We start from the raw sequence: 19,784 nt of genomic DNA, 5'->3' as shown, positions 1-19,784 counted from the left end.
TTTCCCCGACGGGTGCCGGCCAGATCAGCCGGGCCGGACAGCGGGTCAGAGCCGAAGAGCCGGATGCCGGGAGGTCGCCACGCGGTAGGCCCGTGCCGGTGGCGTGCCCCGCCGCTCCCGGCGTCCCCGCGCGACCAGCACCAGCAGCCACACCACCCCGATCGCCGCGATCAGGCCCTGCCCCACCGCGGGCGGCCGTGTCGACGACACTCGGGTACCGGGCCGCGGAACCGGGCTCCGCGACGTCTTCGAGCCTTGGAGGCAGCGCAGTGAGGACCACAGCGCGGCATGCGGTTTCGGGTCGTCGACGACCGCGCGGTACCAGGAAAACACTTCGGCCAGCGGGGTGTCGTCCATCGCGTACAGCACGGGCGGCGCGAGCCCGGTCAGCTCGAACACGCCGTCGAGCGCGGTCAGCCTGTCCTCCGCGCGGTGCATGAGTGCGAGCAGGCTGTCGTCCACCTGCCCGACCTGGGACAGGTCGAGCATCAGGTGCCGCGTGCCGGCGACCTCGGGTGGTGCACGCGCGCCTGTCCGGTGAGGAGTTGCGGCTCGGCGAACGCGGCCACCCACGCCGGCCGATCGAGGTTGAGTGAGAGTCCGTTGGCCATACTCATGACCGGCATCACGCCTCCTGCGAGAGATGTTCGTGGACGAACCGGACGGCCATGGCGCCTTCCCCGATCGCCGAGGCCACCCGTTTGACCGAGCCGTGGCGTACGTCCCCCACCGCGAACACCCCGGGCCTGTTCGTTTCCAGCACCAGCGGCGCGCGATGCACCCCGCGCCAAACGTCGGCGTCCCGGAACCCCTCGGCGTCCGCCCCGGTGAGCACGAACCCGTCCTCGTCGAGGGCGACCGTCCCCGAAAGCCAGGCCGTGTGCGGGGAAGCTCCGATGAAGACGAACAACGCGCGGGCGTCGAGGACGCGGCGCTCGCCGGTGCGGTTGTTCTCGACGACCACGGATTCGAGGCCGTCCCCGCCGACGAGCTCACGGACTTCGGTGTGGCCGAGCACGCTGATCCGCGGATGCTGCTCGACCTGGTCGACGAGGTAGCGGGACATGTTCGCGGCGAGATCGCCGCCGCGCACCAGCAGATGGACCACCGGCGAACCTTCCGCGAGGAACACCGCCGCCTGGCCGGCCGAGTTGCCGCCGCCGACCACCGCCACCGGAGAAGCCAGGCATCGACGCGCTTCGTGCACAGTCGCGGCGTAGTAGACGCCGGTCGCCTCGAACGTCTCGATGCCGGGTACGACGAGCCTGCGGTAGCGGGCACCGGAGGCGATCACGACGGTGTGGGAAACGATCTCGATGCCGTCGTCGAATCCGACGGCGTAACGGCCGCCGCGTGCTTCGAGGGTGCGTGCCTGGGCCGGCACGGCGACCCGGGCCCCGAACTTGGCCGCCTGGATCACCGATCGCTCGGCCAGCTCCGCGCCGGAGATCCCCGGTGGGAAGCCGAGGTAGTTCTCGATGCGGGACGTCGTCCCGGCCTGGCCGCCCGGGGCCATGGCGTCGAACGCCGACAGCCGCAAACCGTCGGAAGCGCCGTAGACCATCGCGGCCAGGCCGCTGGGCCCGGCGCCGACGACGAGCACGTCCCGCACACCGGTTTCGGGTTCCGGCGGCAGCAGCCCGATTCTCCCGGCCAGCTCGGCGGTGCTCGGGTTCCGCAGCACTTCGGTGCCGTTCACCACGACCACCGGGGTGTCCGCGACGGCGACGCCGAAGCGCTCCAGGAGCGCCTCGGTCTGCTGGTCCTTGTCGACGTCGACCAGCCGGTACGGGAGCCGGTTGCGCGCCACGAACTCCAGCAGCCGCCTGGTGTCCGGCGAGTAGCAGGAACCGACGATCCTCAGCCCGTTGCCGGATCCGATGAGGAGGGTCCTGCGCACGAGGTAGGCACGCAGGATCAGGTCGCCGAGCACCGGGTCGCCGAGCACCAGGTGCCGCACCGCGCTCACCGGGATGGCAAGCACCTCGCCGGGGTCGGCGGCCACGGCGCCGACGAACGCGGGCAGGCCTTCGAGCAGTCCGAGCTCGCCCAGGAACCGGCGAGGGCCGTGCACGCGGACGACCTTCGCGTCGTCCCCGGTTCCTTCGGTGACGGCGACCTTGCCGCTCAAGATCACAAAGAACTCGGACGGCCACCCGCCCTGCGCGTACAGCACCTCGCCGGCCCGGACCGGACGGCGTTCACCCTCTTCGCCGAGCACGCGGATCTGCTCGTCCGTGAGCCGGGGGAAGGCACCGCAGGAGTCCGGGGTCTCGGTCAGCGGCGTGCCGAGGTCGATCCTTGTCGAGGCGGTCATACGAATGTCCGATCGACGTAGCACCAGCGCCAGGTCTCCCCGGGCTCGAACGAGCGCACGATCGGGTGCACGATGGCGTGGGCGTGCTTGCCGGCGTGCTTCATGGGCGACGAGTCGCAGCAGCCGACGTGCCCGCACGTCAGGCACAACCGCAGGTGCAGCCACGGCGTGCCGGCGATCAGGCACTCCTCGCAGCCCTGCGGGGTTCGCGGCACCACGTCCCGGACGAGGGCGAGATGCCGGTCGACGGCACCGGTCATCGCACGTCACCGACCCTGGTCGAGGTTGGCCGAGCCGGCGCCTGGTCGAGCCACTCGCGCAGCACGGGGACGGGCGCGGCGCCCGCTTGCCGCGCGACGACCTCGCCGCCGCGCAGCACCATGAGCGTCGGCACGGCCTTCACGTCGAACCGCTGGGACAGCACGGGTGCCCTATCGACGTCGACCCTCACGAGCTTGACCTTCCCGGCCCGCTCCCGGGCCGGCTGGGCCGGCGCGGGGCCGACCTGGCGGCAGGGCCCCCACCAGGTGGCCCGGAGATCGACCGGCACCGGCATCGTGGCCCGCTCCGCGAGTTCCGCGAAGTCGTTGTCGCCCGCGTCGACGATCCAGGGCAGCGGCTGATGGCAGTGCCCGCAGGTCGGTTTGCCCGAGGCGGCGGCCTGGACGCGGTTCTTGTGGCCGCAGTGTTCGCAGACGACCGTGCCGGCGGTGTCGGTGCTCATGCCGCGGACCTCCCTTCGCCCCCGCTGTAGGTGACGACGAGCTCGCCGTCCTTGGCGTCGACGGTGATCACCAGTCCCTCGGTCGGTTCACCGCGCAGCAGCGTGCGGCCGATCTTGGTCTCGACCTCGTGGGAGATGTACCGGCGCAGCGGCCGGGCGCCGTACACGGGGTCGAAGCCGTGCCGGGCGATGAGTTTCCTCGCCTGGCCGGTCAGCTCGACCGCGATGCCCAGTTCGGCCAGCCGGTGGCGCAGCTCGTCGAACCGCAGGTCGACGATCCGCTCGATCTCGCCCGGCCCGAGCGGGGTGAACAGCACGATGTCATCGACGCGGTTGAGGAACTCCGGTCGGAAGTGGTGTCGCAGCTCGGCCAGCACGGCGTCGCGGGCGTACGGCTTGATCTCGCCGGTGGAGGTGACCCCGTCGAGCAGGTGCTGGGAGCCGATGTTGGAGGTCATGATGATCACCGTGTTGCGGAAGTCGACGGTCCGGCCCTGCGCGTCGGTGATCCTTCCGTCGTCGAGGACCTGGAGCAGCGTGTTGAACACGTCCGGGTGCGCCTTTTCGATCTCGTCGAACAGCACGACCGAGTAAGGCTTGCGCCGTACGGCTTCGGTGAGCTGCCCGCCCTCGTCGTAGCCGACGTAGCCCGGGGGAGCGCCCAGCAGCCGCGAGACGGTGTGCCGCTCCTGGTACTCGCTCATGTCGAGCCGGACCGTGTTCTCCTCGCTGTCGAACAGGGCCGCCGCCAGGGTCTTGGCCAGCTCGGTCTTCCCGACCCCGGTCGGGCCGAGGAAGAGGAACGACCCGATCGGCTTGCGCGGATCGCGGATCCCCGACCGCGCCCGGATGACCGCGTCGGCGACCAGCCGAACGGCCTCGTCCTGGCCGATCACCCGCTCGTGCAGGATCTCGTCGAGCCGCAACAGCTTCTCCCGCTCGCCTTCCCGCAGCCGGGAAACCGGGACCCCGGTCCACGAGGCGACGATCTCGGCGATCTCGTCCTCGGTGACGACCTCGTGCAGCAGCCGCTTCCGGCCCTGCTTGTCCGCCAGCCGTTCTTCCTCCGCGGCAAGCCGGCGCTCGGCTTCGGTGATCTCGCCGTAGCGCAGCTCGGCCGCGCGGTTCAGGTCGTAGTCCCGTTCCGCTTCTTCGGCTTCGTGGCGCAGCAGTTCCAGTTCGGACCGCAGTTCCTGAACCCGCCGGATCCCCTGGCGCTCGGCTTCCCACTGCGCCTTCTTCGAGTCCGCTTCGGCACGAAGATCGGCGAGTTCGCGGTCGAGGTCCGCCGGCCGCGCCTTGCCGGCCTGGTCGGATTCCCTGGACAGCGCGGCCTGCTCGATCTCCAGGCGGGTGACGCGCCGGGTGAGCTCGTCGAGTTCCGCGGGCATGGAGTCGATTTCCGTGCGCAGCCGCGCGCACGCCTCGTCGACCAGGTCGATCGCCTTGTCCGGAAGGAACCGGTCGGTGATGTACCGGTGGGACAGAGTCGCGGCGGCGACCAGCGCGCCGTCCTGGATCTTGACCCCGTGGAACACCTCGAGCCGCTCCCGCAGTCCGCGCAGGATCGAGATGGTGTCCTCGACGGAGGGTTCGTCGACGACGATCGGCTGGAACCGGCGCTCCAGCGCGGCGTCCTTCTCGATGTGCTTGCGGTACTCGTCGAGCGTCGTCGCCCCGATCATGTGGAGTTCACCGCGCGCCAGCATCGGCTTGAGCATGTTCCCGGCGTCCATCGCGCCTTCGGTGGCGCCGGCCCCGACGACCGTGTGGAGTTCGTCGACGAAGAGCAGGATGCGTCCCTCTTCGGCTTTGACCTCGGCCAGCACGGCCTTGAGCCGCTCCTCGAACTCGCCGCGGTACTTCGCCCCGGCGACGAGGGCGCCGATGTCGAGCGAGAAGATCGTCTTGTCCCGCAAGCCCTCCGGCACGTCGCCGCGCACGACCCGCTGGGCGAGGCCCTCGACGATCGCCGTCTTGCCGACGCCGGGGTCGCCGATCAGCACGGGGTTGTTCTTCGTCTTCCGCGACAGGATCTGGATCACCCGGCGGATCTCGGCGTCCCGGCCGATCACCGGGTCGAGCTTGCCCGACCGCGCGTCGGCGACCAGGTCACGGCCGTACTTCTCCAGCGCCTCGTACGCGCCCTCGGGTGTCGCCGAGGTGACCCGCTGGTTGCCGCGGATCTTGGTCAGCGCCGTCAAGAACGATTCGCGCGTCACGCCGTACTGGGTCAGCAGCCGCCCCGCCGCGGACTTCGCACCCTCGTCCGCGAGGGCCCGGACGAGGTGTTCGACGGAGACGTATTCGTCCTTGAGCCGCTTGGCTTCCCGTTCGGCGGCATCCAGCAGCCCGGCGAGGCGCCGGGTGACGTAGACCTGCCCGGGGGTGGCGCCGGGGCCGGTCACCTTCGGCCGCCGCGCGAGTTCCGCTTCGGTTGCTTCGCGGAGACCGTCGACGTCCGCGCCGGTCCGCGCGAGCAGCCGGGGTGCCAGGCCGTCGGCCGGGTCGAGCAGGGCGAGCAGCAGGTGCTCCCCGTCGGTCTCGGTGTGGCCGTGGCGCTGTGCCACGCTTTGGGCCTCCTGCAGCGCTTCCTGCGATTTCCGGGTCAGCTTGCTCATGTCCATCGCCGATGGCTCCTGACTTGGGCTTCGAGGACGTCGATGCGGTCCAGCAGGTCGAGCACGAGCCCGATGGCCGCGTAGTTGAGGCAGAGGCCCGTGCGCAGGCGCTGGATGCGCGCGAGAGCGGCGACGGCGGACGGCGCGAACCACAGCCGCCCGCTCGAGTCGGCGGTGCCGTCCACGAGGCTCAGCGCGACGAACCGGCGGAGCAGCTCCGGGTGCAGTCCGCTTCGCGCGGCGACCGTGTCGAGGCTGAGCCGGACCGGGTGGGCGAGCAGGTACTCGGCCATCAGGTCCTCCTCGGGTCGAAATCGGACACGGCGGCGAGCTCCTCGAAGAGCTCGTGCTCCCGCTTTCCGAGCTTCTTCGGCACCATCACGCGCACCTCGGCGTAGAGATCGCCCGGCTTGCCCCTGGGGTTGGGCAGGCCCTCGCCGCGCAGCCGCAGCCGCCGTCCGGTCGACGAGCCGGGCACGACCCGCACCTTCACTTCACCACCGGGAGTCGGCACGGGAACTGTGGCGCCGAGCGCCGCCTCCCAGGGCGACACCGGCAGTTCGACCGTGATGTCGCGCCCGGACAGGCGGTAGCGGGGATGCGGCTTGATCCGCACCACGAGGTGGAGGTCACCGGGCGCGGCGTTCCCGGACGCCCGCCCGCCCTGACCGGCGAGCCGGATGCGCTGCCCGTCGAGCACGCCGGCCGGAATCTCGACGTCGTAACCGCGCGCGCCCGTGCCGGCGATGCTCAAGTGCCGTCGCCCGCCCCGGTAGGCATCCTCGATCGTCAGGTCGAGCTCGGCCTCCTGGTCGGCCCCCGCGATCGGCCCGCCGGAGCCTCGGCTCCGGAAGAAGCCGCCCAGCAGGTCCTCGATGTCGACACCTTCGAACCCGCCACCGAATCCCGGCCCCGCCTGGGCGTGGCGGACACGGCCGCCACCCCGCCCGCCGGCACCCGCGTACGCCCGCTCGTCGAAGTCGTCGGGCACCCGGCGGAAATCCGCGCCGAACCGGTCGTACTTCTTGCGCTGCTCCGGGTCGGACAGCACCTGGTACGCCTCGCTGATCTCCTTGAAGCGCTCTTCGGCACCCGGCTCGGAGTTCACATCCGGGTGGAGCTGCCGGGCCAGTTTCCGGTACGCCCGCTGAATCTCGTCGGCACTCGCGGTCCTGGCGACACCGAGGGCCTCGTAGAAGTCGGTGGCCACCGGCCGTCACCCCCGCGACCTGGACACCGCCACGGCCGTCGGCCGCAGCTGGTGCCGATCGGTCCCGTAGCCGGGGCGCACGACCTGGGTCACGGTGTTCGGCTCGGTGGCCGGGTCCTCGACCACGGCGACGACCTCGTGCCGGTTCGGGTCGAACCGGACGCCGGTTTCGTCGTCACGCGGGTACCCGAGCCCGGCGAGCAGCCCGACGGCTTGCTCCCGGATCGCGTGGACGCCCTGCACGATGCCCGACGGGTCCGCCTCGGCGTGCGCGAGCGCCAGTTCGAGGTTGTCCAGCACCGGAAGCCAGGCCGCCGCGACCCGCGCCCGCTCGGCTTCGGTCGCCCGGCGCAGTTCGGCGGCATGGCGCTTGCGCACGTTGTCGAGGTCCGCCGCCGTCCGCCGCCACCGGTCCTCGAACTCGGCGATCTTCTCGTCCGCCCCGGTCGCCGAGGCCGGCGCCTGCCGGGAGCCGTCCTCGGCGATCTCCGCGGAGGGGTTCTCGTGTTCCGCGGCACTTCCTGTGGTGGCCATCGATCCGCCTCACGTCCGGTCGAAGTCCGCGTCGATCACGTCGTCCTCGTCGGCCGCCTGCTGCGGGCCGCCGCCGGAACCGTTGCCGCCGCCGCTCGCCCGGGGCGCGTTGAGCCCGGCCAGCATCTGCTGCAGTTCGGAGGTCAGCGACCGCACCCGGTCCAGGGGAGCGGCGTCTTTCACCGCCTCACGAGCCTCTTGGATGAGCATCTCCGCGCGCGCCTTCTCGTGCGGCGCAGTGGTGTCCGTGATGGTCCGTTCGACCTGGTAGGCGGCCGAGTCGAGCAGGTTGCGCGCGTCGATCTCCTCGCGCAGCCGCTGGTCCTCGGACCGGTTGCGTTCGGCTTCGGTGACCATGCGGTCGACCTCCGCCTGGTCGAGGTTCGAACTCTCGCTGATCGTGATGCCCTGCTGCGCGCCGGTGTCCTTGTCCTTCGCGGTGACATCCAGGATGCCGTTGGCGTCGACGTCGAACGTGACCTCGATCTGGGGCTCGCCCCGCGGCGCCGGCCGGATGTCGGTGAGCTGGAAGCGCCCGAGCACCCGGTTGTCGGCGGCCCGTTCCCGCTCGCCCTGGAGCACCACGACGTCGACCGCGGGCTGGTTGTCCTCCGCGGTGGAGAACACCTCGGTCCGCCGCGCCGGGATCGTCGTGTTGCGCTCGATGATCTTCGTCATCACGCCGCCGCGGGTTTCCACGCCGAGCGACAGCGGGGTGACGTCGAGCAGCAGGACGTCCTTGACCTCACCCTTGAGCACCCCCGCCTGGACCGCCGCGCCGAGCGCGACGACCTCGTCCGGGTTGACGCTCATGTTCGGGTCCTTGCCCCCGGTCAGCCTGCGGACCAGGCTCTGCACGGCCGGGATCCGGGTCGACCCGCCGACCAGGATGACCTCGTCGATGTCGTTCGCGGTCACCTTCGCGTCGGCCATCGCCTGCTTGACCGGGCCGAGGCACCGTTCGACCAGGTCCGCGGAGATCTGCTCGAACACCGAACGCATCAAGGTGGTCGTGAGGTGCTTCGGGCCGTCCTTGTCCGCGGTGATGAACGGCAGGCTCACGCTGGTCTGGCTGACCGAGCTGAGCTCGACCTTCGCCTTCTCCGCGGCTTCGAAGAGCCGCTGCAGCGCCTGGGGATCCGACCGCAGGTCGATGCCGTTCTCCTGCTGGAACCGATCGGCGAGGTGGTCCACGATCCGGCGGTCGAAGTCGTCCCCGCCGAGGTGGGTGTCCCCGGCGGTCGACCGGACCTCGACCACGCCGTCGCCGACGTCGAGCAGGCTCACGTCGAAGGTGCCGCCGCCGAGGTCGAACACGAGGACCGTCTCGTGGGCCTTCGAGTCGAGTCCGTAGGCGATCGCGGCGGCGGTGGGTTCGTTGATGATGCGCAGGACTTCGAGGCCGGCGATCTTGCCGGCGTCCTTGGTGGCCTGCCGCTGGGCGTCGTTGAAGTACGCAGGCACGGTGATGACGGCCTCGGTCACCCGTTCGCCGAGGAACTTGCCCGCGTCGTCGGCCAGCTTGCGCAGGACCTGCGCGCTGATCTCCTCCGGCGAGTGGAGCTTGTCGCGGACCTTGAACCGGACGACACCGCCCGGACCCTCGACGACGTCGAAACCGACGGCCTTGGCCTCCTCGCCGACTTCGTCGTACTTCCGGCCGATGAACCTCTTCGCCGAGTAGATCGTGCCCTTCGGGTTGAGGATCGCCTGCCTGCGGGCGAGCTGGCCGACCAGCCGTTCACCGCTTTCGGTGAACGCGACCACCGACGGGGTGGTCCGCGCGCCTTCGGAGTTGGCGATGACCGTGGGTTCGCCGCCTTCCCAGACGGCGATCACCGAGTTGGTCGTCCCCAGGTCGATGCCGACCGCCTTCGCCATCACACACCTTCCTTCAGCTTGGCGAGCAGGTTCTTGGCTTCGTCCGCCACCGCTTCGTCGGCGACGACCTCGTAGCGGGTGGGTGTCATCGCCCGGACCGAGGCGAAGTCCCGGCGGCCGCCCTGGAGCGCGTGCACGACGAGGCCGAAGACCGCGCCGATCACCGCGCCGAACACGAGGCCGTAAATGGCGAGCGTGAAGGCCGCCAGCAACGGCGTGAACCAGTTGAAGACGCCGAACAACCAGCCGATCAGCAGCCCGGTGAGGGCACCCGAGCCGGCTCCCCGCAGCGCGGCGCCGCCGAGGTTCAGGCGCCCGACGACCTGCTCGACCAGCTTGACGTCCGAGCCGATGATGGCCACCCGCTCGACCGGGAAGCCGTTGTCCGACAGGTAATCGACGGCACGCTCGGCTTCGCTGTACCTCTCGTAAGAGCCGATCGGACGTCGCTGTTCCGAAGTGCCGGGATCCGTAGAGTGACGCGGTGGTGGCGCCGTGGCGCCGGGCTGCGCGGTCATCGTCCGACTCCTAGACGTTGGCGGTTTCTTCTCGGGAAGCCCTTTCGGGGATGCGAGGCTTCTTTTCGGCCGTCTCGGAACCGGTGCCGATTTCGACCTTGCGAGGCTTGCCGGCCTCGGCGACCGGGATACCGAGCATGAGCACACCGCGGTCGAACTCCGCGGACAGCCGCGTGCTGTCCAGGTTGTCGCCGAGGAAAAACTGGCGGCTGAACTCACCCTGCGGCCGTTCGTCGACCAGCAGGTCGTCACCTGCTTGGCGGAGCGGGACGCGGTGGGCGCGCACGGTCACCACATTGCGTTCCACCGTCACGTCGACGTCGCCGGGGTCCACTCCCGGCAGATCCAGCGCGACGACGAACCGGTCGTCGCGGCGAAATGCCTCCATCGGCATGGCCCGCGGCCCGCGTGCACCGGCCAGGGCCTGCTCGGTCAACCGTTCGAGATCGCGGAACGGGTCGAAACGCATCAGTGTCATGACTCTCCTCATTCCTCGTCCGGGCGCTTGTCGCGAAGAGACCAATCGCGCCCGACGGGCACCGCGACGTGCTTCTTCCCATCGGCACAAGTCCTGCGACACCGGCGGAAACCGCACTGTCCCAGGGATCTCTCCACATGTGAGACCCACAGTGGCAAGGACGATGGCGCCCGCGCATGCGCCTGGCAGGCCGAAATTCGCGCGCACGATCGACACCGCGGAGCAGGATCAACCGCTGTAACGTTCTGACCAGTCGACGGTCGGAGGTCCGATGACACCCGCGGCGGCGGGCGACGGAGCCCGCGAAACTCCACAAGGGCCGCACAACTGGTGGCGTGGCCGGCGGTCGACTCTGCGCGGACTGTTCGCCGTCTCGACGATGATGATCGACGGCCGGGAAGCCGACGGCATCATCCGGCTGGCCGTCACCTCTGTCTCGTCGTTGAGCAGGTGCGGCGTCAAGGCGGTGTATCTGTTCATCGGCGGCGCACTCCGCCGTCGTGACGACACGGAGCCGGACGCGGAGCTCGACCGGCAGGTCCGGCTCCTCGACGGCGTCAGCGGTCCGCTCGTCCTCCCCGACGGCGGCTGGTGCTGGGGCATCGCGCTGCCGGGGCTGGAAGGCCTGCTGGGGTACCTGGTGGTGCACGCGGCGGTGGAGCCGTCCAAGGACGAGTTCTTCCTGCTTGAGGCGCTCGGCCGGCAGACGGCGGGTGCGCTGGTGAACGCCTCGCTTCACCGGCGAGAGCGCGAGCATGCGCTCGAACTGCAGGAGCTCAACGGCAGGCTGTCCGCCTCGGTCGCCCGGCTCAAGCAGCAGACGCACGTGCACGAGGTGCTCGGCGACATCTCCGTGTCCGGTGCGGGCGAGCCCGGCATCGCCCACGCCGTGCACCAGCTGACGTCGTTGCCGGTCGCGATCGAGGACCGGTTCGGCAATCTGCGGGCCTGGGCCGGTCCCGGCAAGCCCGACCCGTACCCGAAGCACCAGGCGCACCGGCGCGAGGAGCTGCTCAGGCGAGCCGCGGCGGTCCCCCACCCGGTCCGGGAGGAGGACCGGGTGCTCTCGCTGGTCAAACCGCGGTACGAGGTGCTCGGCTTGTTGGCGCTCGTGGACCCGCGCAGGACCGTGGGCAGCCACGAGATGTTCGCGCTCGAGTACGGGACGACGGTGCTGGCGCAGGAACTGTCCCACCTGCGCAATCTCGCCGAGGTCGAGCTGCGCCTGCACCGTGACCTGGTCGACGACCTGATCACCGGCACCGACGACGAGAGCGCCTACGCTCGCGCCGACGCGCTCGGGCACGACCTGCGCGGTGCACATTGCGTGATCGTCGTCCGCTGGGGCGAGGAGCAGACCGACGACGCCGTCGCCGAGGCCGTAGGCCGGGCGGTTGCATCGCTCCGGCTGAGTTCGATGATCTCGCGGCACTCGGGTGCGGTGGTGCTCCTCGTCAGCGGCTGCCCGGAAGGGGACACGCTGCATCGCCTCCTCTCGGAGAACCTCGGTGGCGCCGGCGCGACCGGGATCGGTGGCCGCTGCGACCGCCCTGGCGACTTTCCGAGGTCCTACTCGGAAGCGATGCGGGCGTTGGACATCCGCCGGAAATCGGGGTCGCCCCACGGTGTGACGACCTTCGACCAGCTGGGCCTCTATCGCATTCTGGACAGCGGGCGAAATCGCGCCGAAATCGTGGCGTACGTGCGGGAATGGCTGGGCCGGCTACTCGACTACGACGAGCACAAGAACACGGATCTGGTCCAGACGCTGGCGCAGTACCTCGAATGCGGCGGACACTACGACGAGACCGCTTCCGCGCTGGTCATCCACCGCAGCACCCTGCGCTACCGGCTGGGCCGGATCCGGGAGATCGCGGACCTCGACCTGAATGACGTCGACAGCAGGCTCAACCTGCACGTGGCCACCCGAGCCTGGAAGGTGCTGGGAAGCTCGGTCTGAAGGGCGAGGGTTGGAGGGTTTGCTTCCCTTCGGGCTGGTCGCCTTGGGGTGGGCGTTCGCGTACAGGGCGGTCGGCGTATATCGCGGGTGTATTGAAATTCGCATACGAGGTGGCAACATCGGGGCGCTTTGACTGGGGCCCATGACCGACAGTGGGCCACGTCGTGGGCGGGGGCCGGTAGGGGTGTCCGATTCGGGCGTGCCGGCCGGTACGGGGATCACGATCTACGGGTGTTCGGGGGACGAGGCCGACCTTTTTCGAGAATTGGCGCCTCGGTTCGGGGTCGTTCCGTCGATCACCGAGGCGGCGTTGGACGAAGGCAATGCGGGGTTGGCGGCCGGTAATCGGTGCGTCAGTGTCGGGCACCGGACGCGGGTCGGGAATTCCGCGCTTGTCGCGCTTCGCCGGGTCGGGGTGCGGTACCTCTCCACGCGCAGTGTCGGGTTCGACCACGTCGACGTCGAATACGCCGGGAGTCTCGGCATCTCCGTCGGCAACGTCTCCTATTCACCGGACAGCGTGGCCGACTACGTCCTGATGTCCATGCTGATGGTGGTCCGCGGTGCCAAGGCCACCATCCGCCGGGTGGATTCGCACGACTACCGGTTGGGTGAGGTGCGCGGGAAGGAACTGCGCGACCTGACCGTCGGAGTGGTGGGCACCGGGCGGATCGGGACCGCGGTCGTCTCCCGGTTGCGCGGATTCGGGTGCCGGATCCTCGCCCACGACACTCGGCCCGGGGTCGCGGTCGACCATGTGCCGCTCGACGACCTTCTGCGGCAAAGCGACATCGTCACGCTTCACACGCCACTCAACGCGGACACGTACCACCTGCTGGACCGTCGGCGTATCGCGCGCATGAAGCGCGGCGCCTACGTCGTCAACACCGGGCGCGGTGCGCTTCTCGATACCGGCGCTCTTGTCGCGGCATTGGAAAGCGGCGCCCTGGGTGGAGCGGCTTTGGACGTCCTCGAAGGTGAGGAAGGAATCTTCTATGCCGATCGTCGGGACGAACCCGTCGAGAACGGACATCTGGCGCGGTTGCGGGATCTGCCGAACGTCTTCGTCAGTCCGCACACCGCTTTCTACACCGACCACGCGCTGAGCGACACCGTCGAGAACTGTCTTGTCAACTGCACGAACTTCGTCCGGGGGAATCGGGTATGACCAGGTTGAGGGTGGGGATCGTCTTCGGGGGCACTTCCGAGGAGCACCCGGTCTCCGTCAAGTCCGCGCGGCAGGTCGCGGAGCACATCGACACCCGCAAGTACGAGCCGTTCTGGATCGGGATCACCAAGGACGGCACGTGGAAGCTGTGCGACGGGCCCGACACGGACTGGGAGGACGGGGGCGGGCGCCCGGCCGTGCTGTCGCCCGACCGGGGCGTCGGCGGCCTGCTCGTCCTGGACAAGGGGCAGTACGAGGAGGTCGCGTTGGACCTCGTGCTGCCGGTCCTGCACGGCCGGTTCGGCGAGGACGGCGCGGTGCAGGGCCTGCTGGAACTCTCCGGCATTCCCTACGTCGGCTGTGACGTCCAGAGTTCCGCGCTGTGCATGGACAAGTCCTTCACGTACGTCGTCGCCGAAAGCGCGGGCATCGCGACGCCGAGCTTCCTGATCGTCCCGCCGGGCGGTGTTCCCGACGCGGACGCGCTCACCTACCCGGTCTTCGTGAAGCCGGCCCGGTCCGGGTCCTCGTTCGGCGTCACCAAGGTGTCCGCCGCGGCGGACCTGGCGGAAGCGGTGGAGATCGCGCGGCAGTTCGACTCGAAGGTGTTGATCGAGGAGGCCGTCGTCGCGAGCGAGGTCGGCTGTGCCGTCCTGGGCAACGACCCGGACCTGGTCACCGGCGAGGTCGACCGGATCGCCCTGACCCACGGGTTCTTCAAGATCCACCAGGAGGCCGATCCCGAGAGCGGCTCCGAGAACTCGACGCCGATCGTCCCGGCCGACATCCCGGCGGAGAAGCGCACGCTGGTCCAGGAAACCGCGAAAGCCGTGTACCGCGCCCTCGGGTGCCGGGGACTGGCCCGGGTCGACATGTTCCTGAAGGACGACGGAACGGTCGTCCTCAACGAGGTCAACACCCTGCCCGGCCTGACCCCCTACAGCCGTTACCCGAGGATGATGGCGGCTGCCGGCCTGCCGCTCGGCGAAGTGATCGACCGGATCGTCGCGGCTGCCCTGGCGGGGCGGATCCGGTGAACGAGGATTTCGTCTTCGTCGACCAGTGGGTGCCCGGGATCCGGTGGGACGCCAAGTACGCGACCTGGGACAACTTCACCGGCAAACCCGTGGACGGGTACCTGGCGAACCGCATCGTCGGTACGAGGGCCTTGTGCGCCGCCCTCGGCCGGGCCCAGGAGAAGGCCGCGTCGCTCGGCTTCGGACTCCTCCTCTGGGACGGATACCGCCCACAGCGGGCCGTGGACCGTTTCCTGCGCTGGTCGGAAGAGCCCGAGGACGGTCGGACGAAACCGCGCCACTACCCGAACATCGACCGGCCCGAGATGTTCGAGAAGGGGTACGTGGCCGCCAAATCCGGCCACAGCCGGGGCAGCACCGTCGACCTGACGCTCTACCACCTCGACACCGGCGAACTCGCGGCCATGGGCGGTGGCCACGACCTGATGGACGTGCTCTCGCACCACGGCGCGAGCGGGATCACGGCCGTCGAGGCGGACAACCGCCGACACCTCTGCTCGATCATGGAGGACTGCGGCTTCGGCCGGTACGAGTTCGAGTGGTGGCACTACTCGCTGAAGGGCGAACCCCACCCCGACACGTACTTCGACTTCCCCATCACCTAACCGGGCCGAGCGGCACCCGCACCGTGACCCTGAGCCCCCCGTCCGGACGGGGGGTGAGGGTGAGCGTCCCGTCGTGCGCCTCGACGATGCTCTCGACGATCGCCAGGCCGAGGCCGACACCCGCGTGATCGGCGCGGATGCGCTCGGACCCGCGCTGGAACGGTTCGGTGAGCGTCGAGACCAGCGTCGCGGCGAGCTTCTCGCCGGTGTTCTCCACCACGATCACCGCCGCGCCGGGCAGGACACCGGTCGTGATCCACACGGTGCCGTCGGCGGGCAGGTTGTGGACGATCGCGTTGTGCACGAGATTCGTGGCCATCTGCAGCAGCAGCGCGGGCGAACCGACCGTGTGGGCCGCGTCGCCGGCGACCTCGATGGCCACGCCGCGTTTCTCCGCGAGCCCGAAGAGCGTCTCCGCGACCTCCTCGGCGATGAGGGACAGGTCGGCGGGTTCGCGGGTGAAGGTCCGCCGACCGGCGCGGCTGAGCAGGAGCAGCGCTTCGGTGAGGTCGATCGCCCGGCTGTTGACGAAGTGCAGGCGGTCGACGAGTTCGACGGGGTCGTGCTCCCGGTCGTTGCGGGCCACGTCGAGCAGCGTCCGCGTGATCGCCAGCGGCGTGCGCAGTTCGTGCGAGGCGTTGGCCGCGAACCGGCGCTGCTCGGCCACGTGCGCTTCGATCCGCGCGAGCATCGTGTCGAACGCGTCGGCGAGTTCGCGGAACTCGTCCTTGCGGCCCGGCAGCCGGATCCGGTGGGAGAGCGACCCGTTGGCGGCCTTGCGGGTGGCGTCGGTGATGCGGGTCAACGGGCTGAGCATGCGACCGGCGAGCACCCACCCGCCCAACAGCCCGAACACCAGCAGGAACACCAGCACCACGGCCGCCGCCGTGACGAAGACGCCGGGACCGAAGTTGCTCGGGTCGAAGACGCGCGGGACGTTGGGCAGGAGCGGGATCAGCCACGAGGCGGGCACGTCCCGCAACAGGAACATCCACACCGAGGCGAGCATCAGCACGCCCGCGACCATGAGGAACCCGGCATAGCTGAGCGTGAGCTTGAGGCGGACGCTCAACCCCGGCGTCCTATCCACGACCGGCCCGCTCACGGTCGCCGTCGGACCCCGCGTCGATCCGATAACCGACACCGGCGACGGTCGCGATGATCCACGGCTCACCGAGTCGCTTGCGCAACGCCGAGACCGTGATGCGCACGGCGTTGGTGAACGGATCGGCGTTCTCGTCCCACGCCCGCTCCAGCAACTCCTCGGCGCTGACCACACCGCCTTCGGCGGCGACGAGCACTTCGAGCACCGCGAACTGCTTGCGGGTCAACGCGACGTACCGCCCGTCCCGGTAGACCTCGCGCCGGAACGCGTCCACCCGCAACCCCGCGATCTCCCGCACCGGCGGCCGACTGTGCGCACGCCGCCGGTCGAGAGCCCTGAGCCGCAAGACAAGTTCCCGCAACTCGAAGGGCTTGGTCAGGTAGTCGTCGGCCCCGAGCCCGAACCCGGACGCCTTGTCGTCGAGCCGATCGGCGGCGGTGAGCATGAGGATCGGCATCCCGCTGCCGGAGGCGACGATCCGCTCGGCCACCTCGTCACCCGAAGGCCCCGGAATGTCCCGATCGAGGACCGCGATGTCGTAGCTGTTGACGGCCAGCAACTCCAGGGCGGTGTCCCCGTCACCCGCGATGTCGGCCGCGATCGCCTCCAGCCGAAGCCCGTCACGGATGGCCTCGGCCATGTAGGACTCGTCCTCGACGATCAACACGCGCATACCCCGATGCTATGGGCCGGGGTATTTCGCCGACATATCGAACACCGGACCCGGACGGCCGCCGAAAGACGACAGAACCGGACAAAGCCCAGGCAGCAGCCGGCCGAAGCACGGGCAGCACGCCAAGCAACCCCGCGACCCACCCGCGCCGAACCGTGAACCGTGCGCGGGCAGCATGATGGTCGGCTCACGATGTAAAGGAGGGGAGCGGGTTCCCCGTCCCCGAGTCCCTCTCCGTACGGCCTGCCCAGCGGCGGGCGACCGCTTTTGATCTTGAACGCTTCCCCGGCCCGACTCCGAACGACACCCGCCAAGCACCCACCCCCTGCCGTTTGCGGATCGTGGGCGTTTGGTCGGCGACCCACTGTTGCCGTTCGGCGATTAGTGATGCAGTTTCGGTGCTGTTGCTTGGCGACACCCGCAACCCCCGTGCATTGTGTCCCCGAACGAGTGACGGCACGAATGTCGCGGAGGCGATAGGGCATGAACGCCGATCCCCCACCGCGGTGGTCGTAGATGACCACACGGGACACTTTCGAACAGTGGACCGCGGCGGAGGACTTCGACGCCCTGCTCAGCCTGGGCAACGAGGTCACCTACGAATCCGGCCGCCACCTCATGTGGCAGGGCGACGTCGCGGACTGCGTGATGGTCCTCCGTTCCGGCTACGTCCAGGTCCTCGACCGCGGCGACGACGGATTGCGAAGGGTTCTCGGTTTTCGTAAACGCGGCGAACTGCTCGGCGAACTGGCCTATTTCGGCGACGGCCGCCGAACCGCCTCGGTGATCGCCTACGGCCTGGTCACCGTGGTCAAGATCCCCGGCCGCCGCTTCCAGGCGTTCCTCGACCGCCACCCGCGCGTCTACCAGGCCATCGTCCGAATGCTGGCCCTGCGCCTGCACACCGTCGAACGCCGCCGGGCGGGCAAGGCCGTCGCCCGGGTACTGCGCGAACTGGTCGACCTGGCCCAGGCGTTCTCGGACGACCGCGACCGGAAGGTGGTCCTCCCGGTCACCCAGGAGGTCCTCGGCCAGCTCGCCGACATGTCGTACCCGTCCGCGCAACGGGCCGTACGGGCGTTGCGGCGACGCAACCTCCTGGACCCCGGGTCCCGGAAGCTCACGGTGCCCTGCCAGGGATGTCTGCGCCGGGCCGCCCAGGCGCCGCCGGATTACGGGAATCCCATCAACGGATGTGGCGGCTCGCCCACCTGCCCGCAGAGGGTGGGCACGTGATCCCGACGATCCGGAGTGGACCCGTGAACCTCCTTGCCCTCGAACGCACCGTGGTGCGCGTCGACGTCGTCGACTCCAGTTCCGGCGGTGTGACACGGCAGAGGCACCTCGACCGGGCACTCGGGACGGTCCTCGACCAGGTCGTCGACTCCGTCCGGCACTCCCGCTACGCCGACGCCGAGTGCTTCCGCCGCGACGACGGCGACAGCGCCACGCTCCTGGTCGGCGCGCAGGTGCCCGGCGCCTGGATCGCCAGCGACCTGATGCGCGAGCTGACGATCGCGCTGCACGACGTGAACCGGCCGGTCCACGACGACTACCGGTTGCGCCTGCGCATCGCGGTCGACCACGGTCCGACCGTGATGGACCCGCCGCACGTCAACGGCGAGGCCGTGGTGACCGCGGCCCGCCTGGTCGACGCCCCGGCGCTGCGCCGGTTCGTCGCCGACGAGCGGGACGTGGACTTCGGGCTCATCGTGTCCGATCGGTTCCACCGCGACGTCGTGCTCGCCGGCGAGCGCGGGCTGGGCCTGGTCCGGTTCGAACCGGTCGAGGTGGTGGTCAAGGACTTCCGGCAGCCGGCGTGGCTCCAGGTCGGCTAGGAGCTGTTTGAAGTTCGGATCTAGGTGGGCCCGGTGGTGTGCTGGTTGGGCTGGTAGAACACGGATGTGGCGCGTTTTGATCTGACCGATGCCGAGTGGGCGTTGATCGAGCCGCATATGCCGGTGGCGGCCACCGGGCCGTTGCCACGTCGGGTGCGGGAGCAGTTCAACGGGATCCTGTGGCGGTTCCGCACCGGGTCAGGCTGGCGTGACGTGCCCGAACGGTACGGTCCCTGGTCCACCGTCTACTCCCGGTTCAACACCTGGGCGAAGACCGGAGTGTTCCAGACGCTGATGGAGGCGCTGATCGCCGAGGCCGCCTCCCGCGGACAGGTCGACCTGGAACTGGTGAGCGTGGACTCCACGATCGTGCGGGCACACCACGAATCGGCCGGACTCGCGGTGACCGGGGAGACCCTTGACGCGCTGGAACAGGCGTTGACCGGGGAAAAAGGGGCTCCGTTGCCCGTCCAGCGGAGCGTGCTGCGGGTGGTGCGTCGCGGTCCGCGCCGGACACGACCGACGCGGGCACATCTGCCGGTCGGGACCGTGCCGCCCGTAGGCGCCGTCGGAAGGCGCGGGCTGCGGCGGCCGGGCTCGGCCGGTCCCGGGGCGGGCTGAGCAGCAAGGTCCACACCGCGGTCGACGCCGCCGGGCTGCCGTTGGCGTTCGTGCTCACCCCTGGCCAGGCCGGGGACAGCCCGCAATTCCGGACGGTGCTGGACCGGATCCGGGTTCCCGGCCCGGTCGGAAGGCCGCGCACCCGTCCGGACGCGGTGGCCGCGGACAAGGCGTACTCCTCCAAAGCCAACCGGGCCTACCTACGCCGCCGCCGGATCACGGCTGTGATCCCGGAGAAGACCGACCAGCGGGCCAACCGCAGGAACAAGGGCTCCGCCGGCGGGCGGCCTGTGTCCTTCGATCCCGTGCGCTACCGGCGGCGCAACACCGTCGAACGCCTCTTCCAGAAGATCAAGACATGGCGCGGACTGGCCACCCGCTACGACAAGACACCACAAAGCTACGAGGCCGGACTGCATCTACGAGGAGCCATCATGTGGTTGAAGACCCTTACCCCAACCACATGATCCCAACCCCAAACAGCTCCTAGTCGG

The 19,784-nt window shown here is 69.8% G+C and carries 20 protein-coding genes and 1 pseudogene; 7 read left to right on the top strand and 14 right to left on the bottom strand.

Annotation, left to right across the window (positions count from 1 at the left end):
- Positions 1-45: 45 nt before the first annotated feature.
- From F4559_RS35635 to F4559_RS29480, 12 genes are read right to left on the bottom strand one after another with little or no spacing between them, the layout of a single operon-like run.
- The gene (locus F4559_RS35635) at positions 46-489 is read right to left on the bottom strand and encodes a hypothetical protein (protein ID WP_246445361.1); all 444 of its coding nucleotides are present in this window, start codon (positions 487-489) and stop codon (positions 46-48) included.
- Positions 489-626: a hypothetical protein gene (locus F4559_RS35630; protein ID WP_246445360.1), complete on the bottom strand. Its 138-nt coding sequence runs from the start codon at positions 624-626 to the stop codon at positions 489-491. The genes F4559_RS35635 and F4559_RS35630 overlap by 1 nt, the downstream gene beginning before the upstream one ends.
- Complete coding sequence (locus tag F4559_RS29525) at positions 626-2,317, bottom strand: FAD-dependent oxidoreductase (RefSeq protein WP_184674269.1); 1,692 nt, start codon at positions 2,315-2,317, stop codon at positions 626-628. Before F4559_RS29525 ends, F4559_RS35630 begins: the two co-directional genes overlap by 1 nt.
- Positions 2,314-2,577: a UBP-type zinc finger domain-containing protein gene (locus F4559_RS29520; RefSeq protein WP_184674267.1), complete on the bottom strand. Its 264-nt coding sequence runs from the start codon at positions 2,575-2,577 to the stop codon at positions 2,314-2,316. The genes F4559_RS29525 and F4559_RS29520 overlap by 4 nt, the downstream gene beginning before the upstream one ends.
- Positions 2,574-3,041, bottom strand: a complete 468-nt coding sequence (locus tag F4559_RS29515) for a thioredoxin family protein (protein WP_184674265.1) — start codon at positions 3,039-3,041, stop codon at positions 2,574-2,576. Before F4559_RS29515 ends, F4559_RS29520 begins: the two co-directional genes overlap by 4 nt.
- A complete protein-coding gene (gene clpB / locus F4559_RS29510; RefSeq protein WP_184674262.1) occupies positions 3,038-5,668 on the bottom strand; it encodes an ATP-dependent chaperone ClpB in 2,631 nt (876 codons plus the stop codon). Before clpB ends, F4559_RS29515 begins: the two co-directional genes overlap by 4 nt.
- Entirely contained in the window at positions 5,659-5,955 is a 297-nt protein-coding gene (locus tag F4559_RS29505) for a chaperone modulator CbpM (protein ID WP_184674260.1), read from the bottom strand. Before F4559_RS29505 ends, clpB begins: the two co-directional genes overlap by 10 nt.
- Complete coding sequence (locus F4559_RS29500) at positions 5,955-6,872, bottom strand: DnaJ C-terminal domain-containing protein (RefSeq protein ID WP_184674258.1); 918 nt, start codon at positions 6,870-6,872, stop codon at positions 5,955-5,957. Before F4559_RS29500 ends, F4559_RS29505 begins: the two co-directional genes overlap by 1 nt.
- A 6-nt stretch (positions 6,873-6,878) precedes the next feature.
- Complete coding sequence (locus F4559_RS29495) at positions 6,879-7,406, bottom strand: nucleotide exchange factor GrpE (protein WP_184674256.1); 528 nt, start codon at positions 7,404-7,406, stop codon at positions 6,879-6,881.
- A gap of 9 nt (positions 7,407-7,415) precedes the next feature.
- Positions 7,416-9,287 (bottom strand): molecular chaperone DnaK, encoded by a 1,872-nt coding sequence (dnaK, locus tag F4559_RS29490; RefSeq protein WP_184674254.1) that lies wholly within the window; start codon positions 9,285-9,287, stop codon positions 7,416-7,418.
- Positions 9,287-9,805 carry a YflT domain-containing protein gene (locus F4559_RS29485; RefSeq protein ID WP_184674252.1) on the bottom strand — a complete coding sequence of 173 codons (519 nt, stop codon included), beginning with the start codon at positions 9,803-9,805 and terminating at the stop codon, positions 9,287-9,289. Before F4559_RS29485 ends, dnaK begins: the two co-directional genes overlap by 1 nt.
- A gap of 10 nt (positions 9,806-9,815) precedes the next feature.
- The gene (locus F4559_RS29480; RefSeq protein ID WP_184674250.1) at positions 9,816-10,283 is read right to left on the bottom strand and encodes an Hsp20/alpha crystallin family protein; all 468 of its coding nucleotides are present in this window, start codon (positions 10,281-10,283) and stop codon (positions 9,816-9,818) included.
- Between the two features lie 271 nt (positions 10,284-10,554).
- Between F4559_RS29480 and F4559_RS29475 the strand changes: the two genes are divergently transcribed.
- The 4 genes from F4559_RS29475 to vanX all read left to right on the top strand — a co-directional run bounded on the left by F4559_RS29475 (position 10,555) and on the right by vanX (position 15,053).
- On the top strand, positions 10,555-12,243 hold the full coding sequence (locus F4559_RS29475) for a PucR family transcriptional regulator (RefSeq protein WP_184674248.1): 1,689 nt from the start codon (positions 10,555-10,557) through the stop codon (positions 12,241-12,243).
- Between the two features lie 199 nt (positions 12,244-12,442).
- On the top strand, positions 12,443-13,411 hold the full coding sequence (locus F4559_RS29470) for a D-isomer specific 2-hydroxyacid dehydrogenase family protein (protein WP_376774677.1): 969 nt from the start codon (positions 12,443-12,445) through the stop codon (positions 13,409-13,411).
- The gene (gene vanA / locus F4559_RS29465) at positions 13,408-14,448 is read left to right on the top strand and encodes a D-alanine--(R)-lactate ligase (RefSeq protein ID WP_184674244.1); all 1,041 of its coding nucleotides are present in this window, start codon (positions 13,408-13,410) and stop codon (positions 14,446-14,448) included. The genes F4559_RS29470 and vanA overlap by 4 nt, the downstream gene beginning before the upstream one ends.
- Positions 14,445-15,053 carry a D-Ala-D-Ala dipeptidase VanX gene (vanX, locus tag F4559_RS29460; protein ID WP_184674242.1) on the top strand — a complete coding sequence of 203 codons (609 nt, stop codon included), beginning with the start codon at positions 14,445-14,447 and terminating at the stop codon, positions 15,051-15,053. The genes vanA and vanX overlap by 4 nt, the downstream gene beginning before the upstream one ends.
- On the opposite strand, the gene F4559_RS29455 is transcribed toward vanX, so the two are convergent.
- Both F4559_RS29455 and F4559_RS29450 read right to left on the bottom strand, forming a co-directional pair.
- Positions 15,046-16,143, bottom strand: coding sequence for a sensor histidine kinase (locus tag F4559_RS29455; protein WP_184676355.1), 1,098 nt, complete (start codon positions 16,141-16,143; stop codon positions 15,046-15,048). The two genes, vanX and F4559_RS29455, sit on opposite strands and share 8 nt — an antisense overlap.
- Positions 16,136-16,831, bottom strand: a complete 696-nt coding sequence (locus F4559_RS29450) for a response regulator transcription factor (protein ID WP_184674240.1) — start codon at positions 16,829-16,831, stop codon at positions 16,136-16,138. Before F4559_RS29450 ends, F4559_RS29455 begins: the two co-directional genes overlap by 8 nt.
- Positions 16,832-17,347: 516 nt before the next feature.
- On the opposite strand from F4559_RS29450, the gene F4559_RS29445 reads away from it, so the two are divergent.
- The 3 genes and pseudogenes from F4559_RS29445 to F4559_RS29435 all read left to right on the top strand — a co-directional run bounded on the left by F4559_RS29445 (position 17,348) and on the right by F4559_RS29435 (position 19,757).
- Positions 17,348-18,067 carry a Crp/Fnr family transcriptional regulator gene (locus tag F4559_RS29445; protein WP_184674238.1) on the top strand — a complete coding sequence of 240 codons (720 nt, stop codon included), beginning with the start codon at positions 17,348-17,350 and terminating at the stop codon, positions 18,065-18,067.
- Between the two features lie 23 nt (positions 18,068-18,090).
- Complete coding sequence (locus F4559_RS29440) at positions 18,091-18,669, top strand: hypothetical protein (protein WP_184674236.1); 579 nt, start codon at positions 18,091-18,093, stop codon at positions 18,667-18,669.
- A gap of 66 nt (positions 18,670-18,735) precedes the next feature.
- Positions 18,736-19,757: pseudogene (locus tag F4559_RS29435) on the top strand (IS5 family transposase).
- The last annotated feature ends 27 nt before the right edge of the window (positions 19,758-19,784 follow it).

The organism is Saccharothrix violaceirubra, from assembly GCF_014203755.1.
In the GTDB taxonomy this organism is placed as follows: domain Bacteria; phylum Actinomycetota; class Actinomycetes; order Mycobacteriales; family Pseudonocardiaceae; genus Actinosynnema; species Actinosynnema violaceirubrum.
Note: the sequence above shows the minus strand (reverse complement) of the source record. Positions and strands in the feature narration are given on the sequence as shown.

What these genes read in the sequence shown, in the direction of transcription:
- F4559_RS35635 (WP_246445361.1), bottom strand. Translation starts at nt 489, where the DNA reads ATGCTCGACCTGTCCCAGGTCGGGCAGGTGGACGACAGCCTGCTCGCA.
- F4559_RS35630 (WP_246445360.1), bottom strand. Translation starts at nt 626, where the DNA reads ATGCCGGTCATGAGTATGGCCAACGGACTCTCACTCAACCTCGATCGG.
- F4559_RS29525 (WP_184674269.1), bottom strand. Translation starts at nt 2,317, where the DNA reads ATGACCGCCTCGACAAGGATCGACCTCGGCACGCCGCTGACCGAGACC.
- F4559_RS29520 (WP_184674267.1), bottom strand. Translation starts at nt 2,577, where the DNA reads ATGACCGGTGCCGTCGACCGGCATCTCGCCCTCGTCCGGGACGTGGTG.
- F4559_RS29515 (WP_184674265.1), bottom strand. Translation starts at nt 3,041, where the DNA reads ATGAGCACCGACACCGCCGGCACGGTCGTCTGCGAACACTGCGGCCAC.
- clpB (WP_184674262.1), bottom strand. Translation starts at nt 5,668, where the DNA reads ATGGACATGAGCAAGCTGACCCGGAAATCGCAGGAAGCGCTGCAGGAG.
- F4559_RS29505 (WP_184674260.1), bottom strand. Translation starts at nt 5,955, where the DNA reads ATGGCCGAGTACCTGCTCGCCCACCCGGTCCGGCTCAGCCTCGACACG.
- F4559_RS29495 (WP_184674256.1), bottom strand. Translation starts at nt 7,406, where the DNA reads ATGGCCACCACAGGAAGTGCCGCGGAACACGAGAACCCCTCCGCGGAG.
- dnaK (WP_184674254.1), bottom strand. Translation starts at nt 9,287, where the DNA reads ATGGCGAAGGCGGTCGGCATCGACCTGGGGACGACCAACTCGGTGATC.
- F4559_RS29485 (WP_184674252.1), bottom strand. Translation starts at nt 9,805, where the DNA reads ATGACCGCGCAGCCCGGCGCCACGGCGCCACCACCGCGTCACTCTACG.
- F4559_RS29480 (WP_184674250.1), bottom strand. Translation starts at nt 10,283, where the DNA reads ATGACACTGATGCGTTTCGACCCGTTCCGCGATCTCGAACGGTTGACC.
- F4559_RS29475 (WP_184674248.1), top strand. Translation starts at nt 10,555, where the DNA reads ATGACACCCGCGGCGGCGGGCGACGGAGCCCGCGAAACTCCACAAGGG.
- vanA (WP_184674244.1), top strand. Translation starts at nt 13,408, where the DNA reads ATGACCAGGTTGAGGGTGGGGATCGTCTTCGGGGGCACTTCCGAGGAG.
- F4559_RS29450 (WP_184674240.1), bottom strand. Translation starts at nt 16,831, where the DNA reads ATGCGCGTGTTGATCGTCGAGGACGAGTCCTACATGGCCGAGGCCATC.
- F4559_RS29445 (WP_184674238.1), top strand. Translation starts at nt 17,348, where the DNA reads ATGACCACACGGGACACTTTCGAACAGTGGACCGCGGCGGAGGACTTC.